Origin of the sequence: Streptomyces sp. CAU 1734, assembly GCF_039888735.1 — a bacterium.
Lineage (GTDB): Bacteria > Actinomycetota > Actinomycetes > Streptomycetales > Streptomycetaceae > Streptomyces.
The window spans coordinates 726421-742503 of the sequence record NZ_JBDQQP010000001.1 but is presented as its reverse complement, the minus strand read 5'-3'; the positions used below and the strand labels follow the sequence as shown (position 1 = coordinate 742503).

At 71.0% G+C, this 16083-nt stretch carries 13 protein-coding genes; 9 read left to right on the top strand and 4 right to left on the bottom strand.

Features of this window, described 5'->3' with window-relative positions; translation table 11 throughout:
- The first annotated feature begins 31 nt into the window (after positions 1-31).
- From AAFN69_RS03085 to AAFN69_RS03060, 6 genes are all read left to right on the top strand, one after another.
- Complete coding sequence (locus tag AAFN69_RS03085) at positions 32-466, top strand: copper chaperone PCu(A)C (RefSeq protein ID WP_347726784.1); 435 nt, start codon at positions 32-34, stop codon at positions 464-466.
- A 22-nt stretch (positions 467-488) separates the two neighbouring features.
- Positions 489-2633: a copper resistance protein CopC gene (locus AAFN69_RS03080; RefSeq protein ID WP_347726640.1), complete on the top strand. Its 2145-nt coding sequence runs from the start codon at positions 489-491 to the stop codon at positions 2631-2633.
- Complete coding sequence (gene efeB / locus AAFN69_RS03075) at positions 2630-3898, top strand: iron uptake transporter deferrochelatase/peroxidase subunit (RefSeq protein WP_347726639.1); 1269 nt, start codon at positions 2630-2632, stop codon at positions 3896-3898. The genes AAFN69_RS03080 and efeB overlap by 4 nt, the downstream gene beginning before the upstream one ends.
- 114 nt (positions 3899-4012) lie before the next feature.
- Positions 4013-4948 (top strand): prephenate dehydratase, encoded by a 936-nt coding sequence (pheA, locus tag AAFN69_RS03070; RefSeq protein WP_347726638.1) that lies wholly within the window; start codon positions 4013-4015, stop codon positions 4946-4948.
- A gap of 684 nt (positions 4949-5632) precedes the next feature.
- Positions 5633-6910, top strand: a complete 1278-nt coding sequence (gene serS, locus AAFN69_RS03065; RefSeq protein WP_347726637.1) for a serine--tRNA ligase — start codon at positions 5633-5635, stop codon at positions 6908-6910.
- Positions 6907-7719, top strand: coding sequence for an HAD family hydrolase (locus AAFN69_RS03060; protein WP_347726636.1), 813 nt, complete (start codon positions 6907-6909; stop codon positions 7717-7719). The genes serS and AAFN69_RS03060 overlap by 4 nt, the downstream gene beginning before the upstream one ends.
- Before the next feature lie 649 nt (positions 7720-8368).
- Here the strand turns inward: AAFN69_RS03060 and AAFN69_RS03055 are convergent.
- Genes AAFN69_RS03055 through AAFN69_RS03040 form a run of 4 tightly spaced genes read right to left on the bottom strand, consistent with a single transcriptional unit; the run spans position 8369 to position 11926 of the window.
- The gene (locus AAFN69_RS03055) at positions 8369-9088 is read right to left on the bottom strand and encodes an ABC transporter permease (RefSeq protein WP_347726635.1); all 720 of its coding nucleotides are present in this window, start codon (positions 9086-9088) and stop codon (positions 8369-8371) included.
- 17 nt (positions 9089-9105) lie between these two features.
- Entirely contained in the window at positions 9106-10017 is a 912-nt protein-coding gene (locus AAFN69_RS03050; protein WP_347726634.1) for an ABC transporter ATP-binding protein, read from the bottom strand.
- Positions 10014-10916: an ABC transporter permease subunit gene (locus tag AAFN69_RS03045; RefSeq protein WP_347726633.1), complete on the bottom strand. Its 903-nt coding sequence runs from the start codon at positions 10914-10916 to the stop codon at positions 10014-10016. The genes AAFN69_RS03050 and AAFN69_RS03045 overlap by 4 nt, the downstream gene beginning before the upstream one ends.
- Positions 10913-11926 (bottom strand): ABC transporter ATP-binding protein, encoded by a 1014-nt coding sequence (locus tag AAFN69_RS03040; RefSeq protein WP_347726783.1) that lies wholly within the window; start codon positions 11924-11926, stop codon positions 10913-10915. The genes AAFN69_RS03045 and AAFN69_RS03040 overlap by 4 nt, the downstream gene beginning before the upstream one ends.
- A gap of 517 nt (positions 11927-12443) precedes the next feature.
- Between AAFN69_RS03040 and AAFN69_RS03035 the strand changes: the two genes are divergently transcribed.
- The 3 genes from AAFN69_RS03035 (at position 12444) to AAFN69_RS03025 (ending at position 15951) form a co-directional block, all read left to right on the top strand.
- Complete coding sequence (locus AAFN69_RS03035) at positions 12444-14402, top strand: SDR family oxidoreductase (protein ID WP_347726782.1); 1959 nt, start codon at positions 12444-12446, stop codon at positions 14400-14402.
- An 81-nt stretch (positions 14403-14483) separates the two neighbouring features.
- On the top strand, positions 14484-15140 hold the full coding sequence (locus tag AAFN69_RS03030; RefSeq protein WP_347726632.1) for a MerR family transcriptional regulator: 657 nt from the start codon (positions 14484-14486) through the stop codon (positions 15138-15140).
- A 127-nt stretch (positions 15141-15267) separates the two neighbouring features.
- Complete coding sequence (locus AAFN69_RS03025; RefSeq protein WP_347726631.1) at positions 15268-15951, top strand: RNA 2'-phosphotransferase; 684 nt, start codon at positions 15268-15270, stop codon at positions 15949-15951.
- Positions 15952-16083 lie beyond the last annotated feature (132 nt).

Below are 16083 nucleotides of genomic sequence, written 5' to 3'. Positions count from 1 at the left end.
GCTCAGGGGCGCGTCCCGGAGCCGGGCCGCGGTGCTCGGCAGCGGGCTGCTCTGCGCCGGGCTGGTGCTCACGGGCTGCTCGTCCGGGAGCGGTTCGGACCGGCCCGAGCTGAAGGTGGACGGCGCCTTCATGCCCCAGCCGGTCAGTGACATGGCGGCGGCGTTCCTGACGGTGAGCAACACCGGCGGAGCCGACAAGCTCACCTCCGTCACGAGCACGCTGTCGGACGATGTGACGATCCACGAATCCAAGGACCAGCGGATGCGGAAGGTGTCGGGCTTCGACATCCCCGCGAAGGGCCGGCTGGACCTTGAACGCGGCGGCAATCACATCATGCTGATGGGGCTGAAGAAGCAGCCGAAGGACGGCGAGCGGATCTCGCTGCGGCTGCACTTCGAGAAGTCCGACCCGATCAAGGTCGAACTCCCGGTGAAGCCACCGACGTACAACCCGGCGAAGCACTGAGTACGGAGGGGACTGACACACCATGACGGCCACCACCGCCCCGCACCTCGGCACCGCCCCCGGCGGGCACCCCGGTTCGAGCCCGGTCCGTTTCGCGAGCCCACTGGCGCGGGCGCTGCTCACCGTGATCGTGCTCATCGGCACGGCTCTCGGCACCCTGCTCGCCGCCGCCGGGCCGGCCTCGGCCCATGCCGCCCTGACCGGGAGCACTCCGAAGGACGGGGCGGTGGTCGCCACCGCTCCCCAGGAGGTCGCCCTCACCTTCTCCGAGCAGATCTCGATGGGGAAGGACTCCATACGGGTCCTGGATCCCAGCGGCGAACGCGCGGACCGGGCCGAGGTCGCCGACCTCTCCGAGAAGGGACAGGTCGGCTACTCCGTCGCTCTGCGATCGGGCCTGCCCAACGGCACCTACACCGTGGCGTGGCAGGCCGTGTCGGCCGACAGCCACCCGATCACGGGCGCGTTCACCTTCTCCATCGGCGCGCCCTCGGAGACGCGGGTCGCCCTCCCGTCCCAGGAGGCCGGCGGCGGGGCCGTCGGGCTGCTGTACGACATCTCGCGGTATGCCGCGTACACCGGTTTCGTGCTGCTCACCGGCGGCTCGGCCTTTGTCCTGCTCTGCTGGCGGCGGGGCGGGGCGGCCCGGCCGGTGCAGCGGCTGATCGCCCTGGGATGGGTGACACTCACGGCGTCGACCATCGCGACGCTGCTGCTCCGCGGCCCGTACACGGCCTCGGGGAGCCTCGCCGATGTCTTCGACCTCAGCGGTCTGCCGGCCGTTCTGGAGACCAAGACCGGAGCGGCGCTCGTCTCCCGACTGCTGCTGCTCGGCGCGGCGGCGCTCTTCATCTCGGTCCTCTTCGGCGCGTACGCGAAACGGGGACGGACCGGCAGCGGCGACGAGGGCGGTGCCGAGAGCGGCGGCGGGGCATCCCCGGAGGCGGGTTCGGAGGCGGGCGGCAGCGCCCGGGAGAAGGATCTGACCTTCGGTCTCGCCATCGGCGGCAGCGTCGTGGCGGCCGGGATCGCGGCCACCTGGGCGCTCTCCGAGCATGCCTCGACCGGCATTCAGACCGGTATCGCGATGCCGGTCGACATCCTGCATCTGCTGGGCGTGGCGTGCTGGCTGGGCGGTCTCGCGACCCTGCTGACGGCGCTGCACCGGGTGCCGTCGATCGAGGCCGCGGCGGTACGGCGGTTCTCCCGTGTCGCCTTTGTGAGCGTGGCCGTGGTCGCGGCGACCGGGATCTACCAGTCCTGGCGCCAGGTCGGCTCCTGGTCCGCGCTGACCGGCACGGCGTACGGGGATCTGCTGCTGATCAAGATCGCGCTGGTGGTGCTGATGCTGGGGGTCGCCTGGATCTCCCGCAAGTGGACGGCACGGCTGTCGGACGGCGCGGAGACGGCGGTCGCCGAACCCGCCGACAGCACCGACAGCACCGACAGCACCGACAGCGAGACCACCGGAAGCGGGGACGCGGACGGGGAAGCCGAGACTGCCGAGACCGAGGCCGAGACCGCCGAAGCCGGTGCCCCGTCCGGCACCACCGCCACCGCCTCCGCCGTGGTGGCGCCGGAGCGGGCCGCTCAGCTCGCCCGGCAGCGGGTCGCCGTGGCCACCGCCGGCAAGCGGAAGGAGCGGGCCGCCGATCCCGTACGGGGAGGTCTGCGCCGTACGGTACTGGCCGAGGCGGCCATCGCCGCGGTGCTGCTCGCCGTCACCACGGCGCTGACGACCACCGAGCCGGGCCGTACGGAGGAGACCGCGGCGGCCGGAGCGGCCCCCGGCAGCGGTGCCGGCACCTCCGGCGCCGGCGCGCAGGGCCCCACGGAGCTGAAGCTGCCCTTCGACACGGGCGGCGTCAATGGCAAGGGCACCGTGCGGCTCACGCTCGATCCCGCGAGTCCCGGCGCCAATGAGATGCATGTCTGGATCGACAATCCGGCGGGCAAGCCCATGGACGTGCCCGAGCTGAAGGTGTCCTTCACCCTCAAGGCCAAGCAGATCGGTCCGCTGCCGATCGTGCCCGCCCGTCTGGCGTCCGGTCACTGGAGTACGAGCGCGGTGCAGATCCCGATGCCGGGTGACTGGCTGGTCCAGGTGACCGTACGAACCTCCGATATCGACCAGACCACGATCGACAAGAACGTCAAGGTCCGATGATTCACGTGAAACATAAGAACGAAAGCGACACCGAGAACAAAAGCAGCATTTCACGGAGAAGGCTGCTCGGCACCGCAGGAGCAGCGGGCGCGATCGGGCTGCCGCTGGGAGCGGGCATCGGCGCCATGGTCCGTGCGGGCGAGGCGGAGGACAAGCCCACCGCACTGACCTCGGTCGGATTGACCCGGGCCGCCTTTCACGGCAGGCATCAGGCCGGAATCACCACCCCGCTCCAGGCCCATGGCCATCTGATCGCCTTCGACCTGGCTCCGGGGAAGGGGCGCAAGGAGGCGGCGGCTCTGATGCGCCGCTGGTCCGCGCTGGCGGCGGAGCTGATGGCGGGGCGTCCGGCCGAGGAGGGCGACACGGGCATCGCTCTCGACGCCGGCCCGTCCTCGCTGACGCTCACCTTCGGGTTCGGCCGGACGTTCTTCGACCGGGCGGGGCTGGTGGCGCTCCGCCCGGCGGGGCTGGACCCGCTGCCCCCGTTCTCGGCGGACCAGCTGGACCCCGGACGGTCGAACGGCGATCTCTGGGTCCAGATCGGCTCCGATGACGGGCTGGTCGCCTTTCACGCCCTGCGCGCCGTCCAGAAGACGGCGGGGAGCACAGCACGGGTGCGATGGCAGATGAACGGCTTCAACCGCTCGCCGGGAGCGACGAAGCAGCCGATGACGACCCGGAATCTGATGGGCCAGGTGGACGGCACCAACAATCCGAAGCCGTCCGACACCGACTTCGACCGGCGGATCTTCGTGCCCTCCGACGGTGAGCCCGCCTGGCTGGCCGGGGGCTCGTACGCCGTCGTCCGGCGCATCCGGATGCTCCTGGACGACTGGGAGGGACTCTCGGCGCGGAAGCAGGGGGAGATCATAGGGCGGCGGAAGTCGGACGGCGCCCCGCTCACCGGCGGGAGCGAGACGACCGAGCTCGACCTGGACAGACTGGGTGCGGACGGGAAGCCGGTCATCCCGGCCAACGCCCACGCCCGGATCTCCGCACCCGAGCAGAACGGCGGCGCGGCCATGCTGCGGCGGCCGTTCTCCTTCCACGACGGCATCGGCCCGGACGGGACACCCGACGCGGGACTGCTCTTCATCTGCTGGCAGGCGGATCCGCTGCGCGGCTTCGTGCCCGTGCAGCGGAAGCTGGACCGGGGGGACGCGCTCTCCCCCTTCCTGCGCCACGAGGCCAGTGGTCTCTTCGCGGTGCCGGGCGGGCCGGCGGAGGGCGAGTACGTCGGCCAGCGGCTGCTGGAGTCCTGAGCGCCCGGGGGCCGGGTGCCCCCGGGCCGCCCGGGTCCGCGGCCCGGGTGATCCCGGCCCGTACGGCTCCGGAAGCCGGAACCCCGACCGTCCCGGGCCCATTAGGGTGACCGTATGTCAGCCACGCGCTACACGTATCTGGGCCCTGAAGGCACTTTCACGGAGGCCGCGCTCCGTACCCTCCCCGAAGCCGCCACCCGGGAGCTGATCCCGATGGTGTCCGTGCCCGCCGCGCTCGACGCGGTGCGCAACGGTGACGCCGCCGCGGCCCTCGTACCGATCGAGAACTCCGTGGAGGGCGGTGTCACCGCCACTCTCGACGAGCTGGCCTCGGGCGCGCCGCTGATGATCTACCGCGAGGTGGTGCTGCCGATCGCCTTCGCGCTGCTGGTGCGGCCCGGCACCGAGCTCTCCGCGGTGAAGACCGTGACCGGCCACCCGGTCGCCCAGCCACAGGTCCGCAAGTGGCTGCGGGCGAATCTGCCGGACGCGCTGTGGGAGTCGGCCGCGTCGAACGCGGACGGCGCCCGGCTGGTGCAGGAGGGCAAGTACGACGCGGCCTTCGCGGGCGAGTTCGCGGCGGCGACCTACGGCCTGGAGCCCCTGGTCACCGACATCCACGACGCGCAGAACGCGGAGACCCGGTTCGTCCTGGTCGGCAGGCCCGCCAGGCCCGCCTCGCCGACCGGCGCGGACAAGACGTCGGTGGTCATCTGGATGGGTGAGGACCACCCGGGAGCGCTGCTCCAACTGCTTCAGGAGTTCACCGTGCGCGGGGTCAACCTGATGCTGATCCAGTCCCGGCCCACCGGTGCCGGAATCGGGAATTACTGCTTCGCCGTGGACGCGGAGGGCCATATCTCCGACCGCCGGGTGGGTGAGGCCCTGATGGGGCTGAAGCGCATCTGCCCGAAGGTGCGGTTCCTGGGCTCCTACCCCCGGGCCGGAGTGGCCGTGGAGGACGTACCGGAGCCGCGGCCGGGCACCTCGGACGGGGACTTCACCGATGCGTCCGACTGGCTGGCCCGTTCCCAGGACGGCAGAGCCTGACGCCGGGCCCCGCCGCCGGACCCTCGCCGGGCTCTGGCGCCGAGCCGCTGACGCCGGGACGCATCAGGCACCGCCCGGCCGGCTCGCGGCCCCCTGACCCGATCTCTGCGTAACTACTGATTTTCACCATCCACAGAGTTATCCACAGGTCTGGTGCTCCACCTGGGGACAAGTCGACAACGCGGGATCTCATCGTCGATACATCGGCCCATCAGCCCCATCCCCCTCCACAGGAGGGCGGGTTGACCACGCCATCCCCGCGTCACCCTCCCTTCATCAGTCAACTCTTTGGGGCGAGCAATTCCCACCTTAATGAGTACCTGAGGTGGGTTTGGGGGGTGATTTCCGTGCCCCTCACACCGTCCTGCGGCTGATCACTTCCATAATCCACAAGTTTTCCGCACAGCCTGTGGATAACTTTTCCATTCCGGCCGCACCTGTGGACAAGCCCTGGCCAAGTGCCCCGGCGAGCAAGGGATATGGGTCAATCCCGGCCACCTCCCGATGCCCCGTTCCGGCGACCGGCAGGGTGTCCCGTTGACGGAACCCCCGAGACCCCCGGGGCACGCCGACAGCCCCGCCGGCGGCCCGCCGGAGCCGCCCGGGCGCGACAAATAATGACAAAAGGGGCTTGCGATCATAACGAGTGGCCTGGCCGGGACACCGCACCGGTAGCCTGGTGGGGTGATTGACCTTCGCCTGCTCCGTGAGGACCCCGACCGTGTCCGCGCCTCCCAGCGCGCCCGTGGAGAGGACGTCGCGCTCGTCGACGCCCTGCTCTCCGCCGATGAGCGGCGCAGGTCCTCCGGCCTCCGCTTCGACGAGCTGCGCTCCGAGCAGAAGCAGCTCGGCAAGCTCGTCTCCAGGGCCACCCCCGAGGAGCGCGTGGAACTGCTCAAGCGGGGCGAGCAGCTGAAGGCCGACGTCAAGGCGGCCGAAGCGGTGCAGAACGACGCGGACGAGGAGACCCGGCGCCTGCTGCTCCGGCTCGGCAACATCGTCCACACCGATGTCCCGGTCGGCGGCGAGGAGGACTTCGTCGTCCTGGAGACGCACGGCACCATCCGGGACTTCGCCGCCGAGGGCTTCGAGCCCCGGGACCACCTCGAACTCGGCGAGGCGCTCGGCGCCATCGACGTCGAGCGCGGTGCCAAGGTCTCCGGCTCGCGCTTCTACTACCTCACCGGTGTGGGCGCCCTGCTGGAGCTCGCGCTGGTCAACGCCGCCATCGCCCAGGCGACCGAGGCCGGTTTCATCCCGATGCTCACCCCCGCGCTGGTCCGTCCGCGCGCCATGGAGGGCACCGGTTTCCTCGGCCAGGCCGCGGAGAACGTCTACCACCTGGAGAAGGACGACTACTACCTCGTCGGCACCTCCGAGGTCCCGCTCGCCGCGTACCACATGGACGAGATCATCGAGGCCGACAAGCTTCCGCTGCGGTACGCCGGCTTCTCGCCGTGCTTCCGCCGCGAGGCCGGGACCTACGGCAAGGACACCCGGGGCATCTTCCGGGTGCACCAGTTCGACAAGGTCGAGATGTTCTCGTACGTCACACCCGAGGACGCCGAGGCCGAGCACCAGCGCCTGCTGGAGTGGGAGAAGCAGTGGCTGACCGGCCTGGAGCTGCCGTTCCAGGTGATCGACGTGGCCACCGGTGACCTCGGCGCCTCCGCCTCCCGCAAGTACGACTGCGAGGCGTGGATCCCGACCCAGGGCAAGTACCGCGAGCTGACCTCGGCGTCGAACTGCAACAGCTTCCAGGCCCGCCGGCTCTCCATCCGCCAGCGCGACGGCAAGAAGGTGCAGCCGCTGGCGACGCTGAACGGCACGCTCTGCGCCGTGCCGCGCACCATCGTGGCACTGCTGGAGAATCACCAGAAGGCCGACGGCTCCGTCCACGTACCGCCGGTGCTGCGGCCCTATCTCGGCGGCCGGGAAGTGCTGGAGCCGATCGCCAAGTGAGCCCGAGCCCCTTCCCGTACCGGCTGATCGCCACGGATCTCGACGGCACCCTGCTGCGCGACGACGAGAGTGTCTCGCAGCGCACCCGTGACGCGCTCGCGGCGGCCACCGCCGCGGGGGCGGCGCACATCGTCGTCACCGGCCGGTCCGTTCCCTGGACCCGCCACATACTGGACGATCTCGGCTATCAGGGGCTCGCGGTCTGCGGGCAGGGCGCTCAGGTCTACCACGCGGGCGAACACCGGCTGCTGACCTCCCTCACGCTCGACCGGCAGATCGCGCGGATCGCCCTCGCGAAGCTGGAGACGGAGGTCGGCCCGCTGGCCCTCGCGGCAAGCCGGGACGGCCTCGACGGCCAGGTGCTGGTCAGCGCGGACTACACGCTTCAGGACGGCCCGCTGCCGGTGATTCCGCTGACGGACGCCGCCGAGCTCTGGGAAGCCCCGCTGAACAAGCTCTACATCCAGCGCCCCGGCCTCGACGACGACACCCTCACCGCGATCGCGAAGGAGACCATCGGCGGTCTCGTCGATGTGGTGATGGCGGGCGCGGGGATAGTGGAGATCATTCCGCTGGGCCTCACCAAGGCCACCGGTCTCTCCCTGGCCGCGCGCCGGCTGGGCCTGCGGGCCGCCGACACGATCGCCTTCGGCGACATGCCCAACGACATTCCGATGTTCGGGTGGGCGGCGCACGGAGTGGCCATGGCCAACGCGCACACCGATCTGAAGGCGGTCGCGGCGGAGATCACCGCGTCCAATGCCGAGGACGGCATCGCGGTCACCCTGGAAGCCATGCTGGCGGCCTGATTTCCCGCACCCGCGACCGCGGCACGCGCCCTCACCCGCGGCACGCACCCTCACACCCACAGCACGCGCCCTCACCCGCACCACACACTCGTGCCCGCCGCCCGGACGGGCCGGGAACGGACCCGTCCGTGCCGGTACCGGCGGTCCGTACGGCGCCGGCCGGCACCGCCGCGGGAAGATCACCCCGCGGGGCGGAGATGCGGCGGACGGGCCGGTCCGCCGGGAAGGGGCGACCCGCGCTCGCGCGCGCTCGAAGCGGTCGCCCCCCGGGCAGCGGCCCACGGGCGGCTTCGCGGAGCCGTCGACGGCTGCCGCGCGCACTGCCCTTCGCTGCCCTGTCCGGAGCACGGAGAACCCTGATCTCGGGCGCTCCGCGGTGCTCCGCTCCCGGTGGGTGGTACCGCCGTACCCCTTGCTGTACGCCGGTTCCACCACTCTGCCCGGGCCGCATGGCTCACCGCCACCGGGTTTCGGCAGGTGGATCCGCCCCGGAGCCGGAGCCGCGCTCCAGGCTCCACACGGCCGGCGGGAATCGCCCCGGCCCCCGCCCCGCCGTCGCGGAACAGGGGCCGGATGGGCCCTGGGGAGTGTCCCCTTTTCGGGGACACTCCCCAGCGGACCGGTCACCGCCGGGGCGCGGGGCGGGCGGTCACTCGTCGCCCGCGAGCTTCAGCACCCGCAGCTTCTGTCCGGCGTACCAGGTCGCCGCCACGGTGACCCCCGCCAGCAGCGCGAGCGCCAGCGGCAGACCGACATCCGATCCGATCAGTCCCTCCCCGGCTATCCGCTCGGCGAGTGCGAGCGACCACTGCTGCACGCTGAGGGTGCGGGCGCCGGGCACCACGCTGCCGAACAGGGTCTCCCAGAGCAGGGCGTAGATGAGCCCGATGACGACCGCGTTCCTGCTGACGGTGCCGAGCAGCAGGAACATCGCGCTGTAGGCGATGGAGGCGACGAGCGCCGCCACCGTGTAGGCGATGGCGACCTGCTGGCCGTTGCCGTTGAGGATGAGGCCGGCGATGAAGGTGGGTATCGCGGAGAAGGCCATGGTCACGGCGATGGCGACGATCAGCTTGGTGAAGATGATCTCCGACCGCTTCACCGGCTTGGCCAGCAGATAGACGATCGAGCCGTCGTCGATCTCGGGACCGATCGAGCCGGTGCCCGCGATGACACCGATCAGCGGCACCATCGCGGCGATGGCGAATCCGCCGAGCACATCGGCGGCGATCCGGTCGTCGACACCGTTGAAGGAACGGACCGCGACCGCGATGGCCAGCAGCACCGCGGGGAGGACGAACAGGATCGCCGCGCGGCGCCTGCCCAGGACGGCCCGATAGGTGAGCCGGGCGACTGTGGGGTTGTACATGGACGTCACAGCTCCTTTCAGGCCGTTACGAGGTAGGAGAAGACCGACTCGAGGGACTCGTCCGAGGGCGAGACCGTGAGCAGCCGGATGGAGTGTTCCCGCGCCACCCTGGGGAGGAGCTGGGTGAAGCGGCCGAAGTCGACGGCCTGGACCCGGAGTGCCCCCTCGGCGAGATCCACCTCGATACCGGCCGTGGACGGGTCGGCGATCAGGGCGGCGGCGAGCGTGCGGTCGTCACTGGAGCGCACCACATAGCGGTGCGGCCGGTCCGTCATCAGCCTGCGGATCCTGCGGAAGTCGCCGGACGCGGCATGCCGCCCGGCCACGATCACCTCGATGTGCGAGGCGAGCTGCTCGACCTCCTCCAGGATGTGCGAGGAGAAAAGCACGGTCCGGCCCATGGAACCCATGCGCCGCAGCAGATCCATGAGCTGCATCCGCTGCCGCGGGTCCATGCCGTTGAAGGGCTCGTCGAGCAGGAGCACGGCGGGGTCGTGGACCAGCGCGGAGGCCATCTTCACCCGCTGGCGCATGCCCTTGCTGTACGTCGCGATCTTGCGGTCCTGCGCGTACTCCATCTCGACCGTGGCGAGCGCGTGCTGGGCCTCCTTGGCACCCAACCCGTGCAGCTCGGCGTTGGCGACGACGAAATCGCGGCCGGTGAGGAAGTCGTACATGGCCTCCCGCTCCGGCACCACACCGATGTCGCGGTAGACGGACTCATTCCGCCAGATCGGCCGTCCGTCGATGGTGACGGTGCCCGTCGAGGGAGCGAGGAATCCGCCCATCATGTTGATGAGGGTGGACTTCCCCGCGCCGTTGGGGCCGAGCAGTCCGGTGACACCCGGGCCGATCGTCATGGTGATGTCGTTGACGGCGACGACGTTTCCGAACCACCGCGAGGTGCGGTCGATGTTGATGGTGGTCACAGCCCGGCCTTTCCGTAGCGGCGCATCAGGACGGCGTACGAACCGGCGATGAGCGCGGCGACGACGAGCAGATAGATCACTCCGACCCCGGTGTCGGGACCGATCTGGCCCGGGAAGCCGGAGTCGGCGCCGAGGAAGGTGCTCTGCACACCGTCGATCAGGCTGGACGGCGAGAACAGGCCGAACCACTGGATCACACCGGTGGAGTCGGACTCCCGGGCGATCTCCTGGATCACCGTGACGGCGACCGAGGTGATCGTCAGGGTGCCGATGATGGCCGCGACGCCGAAGCCGCGGCGCGGGGTGAGGGCGGCCAGCACCAGGCCGATTCCGCCGAAGAGCAGCGACAGCAGGATCACGGAGACGAGCGCCTGGCCGAACCCGGCCGTCTGGTCGGCGAAGTCCAGCTCGGCCAGGAGCGCGCCGACATAGAGGATCACCAGCGGCAGCACGGTGAGAATGAAGAGGGCGGAGGCCATCGCGCCGTACTTGGCGAGGACGTAGTCGACCCGCTCGATCGGCCGCGAGAAGTACAGCGGCACGGTCTTGAACCGCAGGTCCCGGGAGACGGACTGGGGTGCCTGCGAGGCCAGATAGAGGCTGATCACCGGCTGGAGGAAGATCGCGTACTCGGTGTAGTCCAGCGGGAGCTGCTTGAGCTTGGTGGTGACGGCGACCGCGACGATGATCAGCGCCGGCAGGCACATCACCGCGAGCAGGATCATCGGCATGATCTTGGACTTGGCGGAGCGGCCGAGGCCGTAGGCGCCGCGCAGCGACTGGACGAAGAGGGAGCGGCGCGCATAGGCGCGGCCGAGCCGTGCGCCGTCGTAGTTGCGGTAGCCGATGTTGTGGATACGGGTGGTCTCGGGGGCCGCCCCGGGGGTCTGCGCGCTCATCGGGCCTGCACCTCTGTCGGCTGATCAGTGCCCCGGGAGGGCTGCTGCGGGGGAGCACCGGGGGTCGCCCCGGCGCCGGCGCCGGTCTGGAAGACCTCCGCTATCTGGTGGCGGCGCTGTTCCATGCGGACGAGGCCGAGGCCGAGGCCGGCGACGGTGTCGCGGACCACGTCGTAGATCTCCTCGCCCGCCGCCTCGACCAGCAGGATGTGACCGGCACCGGGCAGCCCGTCCTCGGCGCTGGCGCGGAGGGTGAGTCCGGCGGCGGTGAGCCGCTCGTGCAGTACGGCGGTGCCGTCGGGGTGCTCGTCGGTGTCGGTGACCTCCACCGCGAGGGTGGTGGTGGTCTGGGTGAATTCCTTGGTGGAGCTGGAGCGCAGCAGCGCGCCGCCGTCGATGACGACGACATGGTCACAGGTGCGTTCGAGCTCACCGAGGAGATGGGAGGTGACCAGGACCGAGATGCCGAAGTCGGTGTGGATGCGGCGGATCAGGCCGAGCATCTCATCGCGGCCGACCGGGTCGAGACCGTTGGTGGGCTCGTCGAGAAGGACGAGCTTGGGGTCGTGGACCAGGGCCTGGGCGAGCTTCACCCGCTGCTTCATGCCGGTCGAGTAACCGCCGATGGGACGGTACCGCTCCTCGTAGAGGCCGACATGCCGCAGAGTGTCCGCGGTGCGCTCCCGGGCCGCGGTCGGCGGCAGCCCCGACATGCGCGCCATGTGGACGACGAACTCGGTGGCCGAGACATCGGGCGGCAGACAGTCGTGTTCGGGCATATAGCCCACTTGCTCCCGGATCGCCCCGCCGCTCGTGGCGACATCGAGCCCGAGCACCGCGGCCCGGCCCTCGGTGGCGGGGGAGAGACCCAGAAGGATCTTGATCAACGTCGACTTGCCGGCCCCATTGGAACCCACCAGTCCGGTCACACCCGGTCCGATGTCCAAAGAGAGCCGGTCAAGAGCGGTCACCTTGGGGTACCGCTTGCTCAGGCTTTCGGTCACGATCACAGTCACACTCCGACGGTAGTGGTGTACGGCACAGCGGGCGTCAGCCTGGATGGTGGGATCGGTGTCCGACTCCAGGCGTAGGAGCCTGTAGGGGCTCGCGACCAAAGTGGACAAGTCGCACCAGGGTCGCGAGCCCTTCGGGCGGCCCGCGAGGCCCCCGGACCGGCGCGCGGGCGCCGCCGGACCGCCCCGGGGCTGCTTCCCGGGCGGTACGGGGGTGACACCCCGGGAGGTACGGGGAGGCTCCCCCGGGGTGTGTGTCGGGGGCACATTCCGGCGCGCGGGGGTCGGCCGGCGGGGCACGGCGCCCGGGCGGCGGAGTTTTCCACAGGGCGGCGCCGGCCCTTGACGCAGCCGCCGGGCATTGTCACATTCATCGGTGTCATGAAGTGAGCGCGGGGCCAAGGGGGTTCGGCACGACGGCGGTCCCGCGGAGGGGCCCCGGCCGGATCGGCACCGGTACCGGGACAGGGATCGAGAGCGGGACCGGGAGCAGGCGGAGTACCGGACGAAAGGGATAAGCGTGACATTGCCGGGCGCGCGGGAGCGCTGGGTCCGTACGGGCGGAATCGAGCTGTGCGTGGCCGAGCTGGGGGACAGCTCCCACCCCACGGTCGTGCTGGTGCACGGCTATCCGGACAGCAAGGAGGTGTGGTCGGAGGTCGCCGGACGGCTGGCCGAGCGGTTCCATGTGGTGCTGTACGACGTCCGGGGACACGGCGGATCCTCCGCCCCGAAGCCGCTGCGCGGCGGCTTCACCCTGGAGAAGCTGACCGATGACTTCCTCGCGGTCGCCGACGCGGTGAGCCCGGACCGGCCGGTGCATCTGGTGGGCCACGACTGGGGATCGGTGCAGTCCTGGGAGTTTGTGACGGTCGGGCGCACGGAGGGCCGGATCGCCTCCTTCACCTCGATCTCGGGGCCGTCCCTCGACCACTTCGGCCACTGGATCAAGAAGCGGATCAGCCGTCCGACACCCGGCCGGGTGGGACAGCTCCTCGGCCAGGGTGCCCGGTCCTGGTACGTCTTCCTGCTGCACACCCCCCGGCTTCCGGAGCTGGCCTGGCACGGGCCGCTGGGCAGATGGTGGCCGGGGATGCTGGAGCGGACGGAGCGGGTGCCGCGCGGCGGGTATCCGACACCGACCCTGGCCCGGGACGCGGCCCACGGCGCCTGGCTCTACCGGGACAATGTCCGGGCGCGGATGAGCCGCCCCCGGCCCGACGCGCGCGCCCATGTGCCGGTGCAGCTGATCACCCCGACGGGAGATGTCTTCCTCTCCGAGCACCTCTATGACGATCTGGGCGACTGGGCTCCGCGGCTGACCCGCCGCTCCCTGGCGGGCCGGCACTGGGTGCCCCGTACCCGGCCCGACCAGGTGTCCGCGTGGATCGCCGGTTTCGTCACCGCCCATGAGGACGGCCCCGCGGGCTCCGCGCCGGTGGCCCCGACGGCGGCCGGCACGGCACCGGCGAGTGCGGAGTCCGGGAGCACGGAGCCGCTGGGTACGGAGCCGCCGGGCAGCGCACCCGCGAGTACGGCACCGGGGAGTACGCCGCCGGCGAGGACCGCCGTGCCGGACCGTGCCGCCGGGGGCGTGGCACCGGCGATACGGGCAGGGGGGCGGCGGGCGGCGGCGCGGAGAGCCCGGGCCGAGCGGTTCGGCGGGCGGCTCGTTCTGGTGACCGGCGCCGCCTCCGGCATCGGCCGGGCCACCGCCTTGGCGTTCGCCGAGGCGGGCGCGCGGATCGTGGCGGTGGATCTGGACGGCGGGGGAGCGGCGCGGACCGCCGATACGGCACGGCTGATCGGCGCCCCCGAGGCATGGGGCGAGCAGGTGGACGTCGGCGACGCGGAGGCCATGGAGAAGCTCTCCGAGAAGGTGGCCGGCGCCCAGGGGGTGGTGGATGTCCTGGTCAACAACGCGGGCATCGGCCTCTCCGGCCCCTTCATGGCCACCACCGCCGAGGAGTGGCAGCGGGTCCTGGACGTCAATCTGTGGGGAGTCATCCACGGCTGCCGGCTCTTCGGCCGGCAGATGGCCGAGCGCGGCCAGGGCGGCCATATCGTCAACACGGCTTCCGGTGCGGCCTATCAGCCCACGAAGGTGCTGCCCGCGTACAGCACGTCGAAGGCCGCGGTGCTGATGCTCAGCGAGTGCCTGCGGGCCGAACTGGCGGGCCAGGAGATCGGGGTGTCGGCGATCTGCCCCGGAATCGTCAGGACGAACATCACGGCGACGACCCGGTTCGCGGGGACCGACGAGGCCGAGGAGCGGCGGCTGCGGCAGCGGGCCGGCCGGCTCTACGGACTGCGCAACTACCCGCCGGAGAAGGTGGCGGACGCGATCCTGGACGCCGTGCTGCACAACCGGGCGGTGGTTCCGGTGACACCGGAGGCCCGGGGCGCGCTGCTGCTCTCCCGGTTCGCTCCCCGGGCGCTGCGGGCCTTCGCGAGGCTGGATCCGCCGATGTGAACAAAGGGGGAGCGGGGAGCGGTGTGTGAACGGACGGAGGACAGCCGGCCGGAGGAGGTGAGTGCCATAGAGGGGGAGAGCGTGTCCGAGCAGTCGGTCGCGGAGTACCGGATAGAGGGCCTGGCGCACCACAGCGGCGCCACGGTCCGGACGATCCGTGCCTACCAGGATCGCGGTCTGCTCCCGAAACCGGAGCGCCGCGGCAGATCGAATGTCTACGGGCCCGGGCATCTCGCCCGGCTCCGGCAGATCGCCGGTCTGCTGGACCGGGGCTACACCCTTGCCTCGATAAGGGAGTTGCTGGAGGCGTGGGACACGGGCCGGGGGCTCGCGGGGGTGCTGGAGCCGGGTGTGCCGGAGCCGGAGCATGTCCGCGCGCGTCCTCCGGAAAACCGCGTTCCGGAGGACGCGGAACAACCCGCGGCGGCCGGGCCGGCGCGGCGGCCCCGGCCGCTCATCGGCCGGGCCGCGGATATCGAACCGGCTGGTGCGATAGGTGTCTTCGCGGACCTGAATGCCCATCGGATTCCAGCCGTGGAAACTCCGTCACAGAAGCGCGGCCGAACCCTTTCCGTGTCCCTTCCGGCGGAGACAATCCGGGCGGTGGAAGGACTCGTTGGCCCGGGGGGCACCGCCGCTTTCATCGCGGCGGCGGCCGAACGCGAAGTGCGGGCGCGGGTCTTGGACGGTCTTGCCGCACGGGCCCTCCGGGACAGCCCTCTTGATCAAGAGAACTGAATCGCCTGTGAGTTGTCCACAGAATCGCCAAATCGCCTGTGGACAACCCACGTTGGCTGTGGATCAAACCTGTGGGGCGGAAATTATCAGTGGCGATGGCCACAGCGGGAAGGTCATTCTGGCCGGTATGAGCAGAGGAAAAGATTCCCGGAGGCGATCGACCGCATCCGCACAAGTCAGACAAAACATTACCGAAGAATATGAAACCGATGGGGGATCATCGGCCGGGAGCGGCGACGGCCGGCCGGCGCTCCCCGGTTCGCCGGCCGGCGAACGACGCACGGTCAAGGTCTCCAAGTACCTCGCGAGGCATCTGCGCCACCGGCCCGAGCGCATCGGCATCGCTCTCGACGAGAACGGCTGGGTCCCGGTGGAGGAGCTGCTGCGGGCCACCGCCGCCCACGGCTTCCGGATCAGCCGTGCCGAGCTGGACCATGTCGTGGCCGTCAACGACAAGCGGCGTTTCACCATCGACGGCGCCCGGATCCGCGCCAACCAGGGCCACACCGTGCAGGTCGATCTCGGTCTCCCCCCGGCCGAGCCGCCCGGCTTTCTCCACCACGGCACCCACCCCGCCGCCCTGCCGTCGATACGTGCCGAGGGGCTGCTCCCGATGGACCGCCATCATGTCCACCTCTCCCCCGACCGCGAGACGGCGGCCCGGGTCGGGGCCCGCCGGGGCCGTCCGGTCGTCCTCTCCGTGGACGCTGGGGCGATGCACCGGGCGGGCCATGTCCTGCGGGTCAGTGCCAACGGCGTCTGGCTCGCCGACTCCGTGCCGCCGGAGTTTCTGCGCTTCCCCGGCTCCTGAGCCCATTCGGCCGTCTCCCGCGCCCCGTACCGGACACCGGACAGACACCGGACACCGGACACCGGACAGGCGCCGGGCCCGGCGCGCACACCCACGACCCGGCACGCCCGCGTGGACGGATGCCCGCTCGGG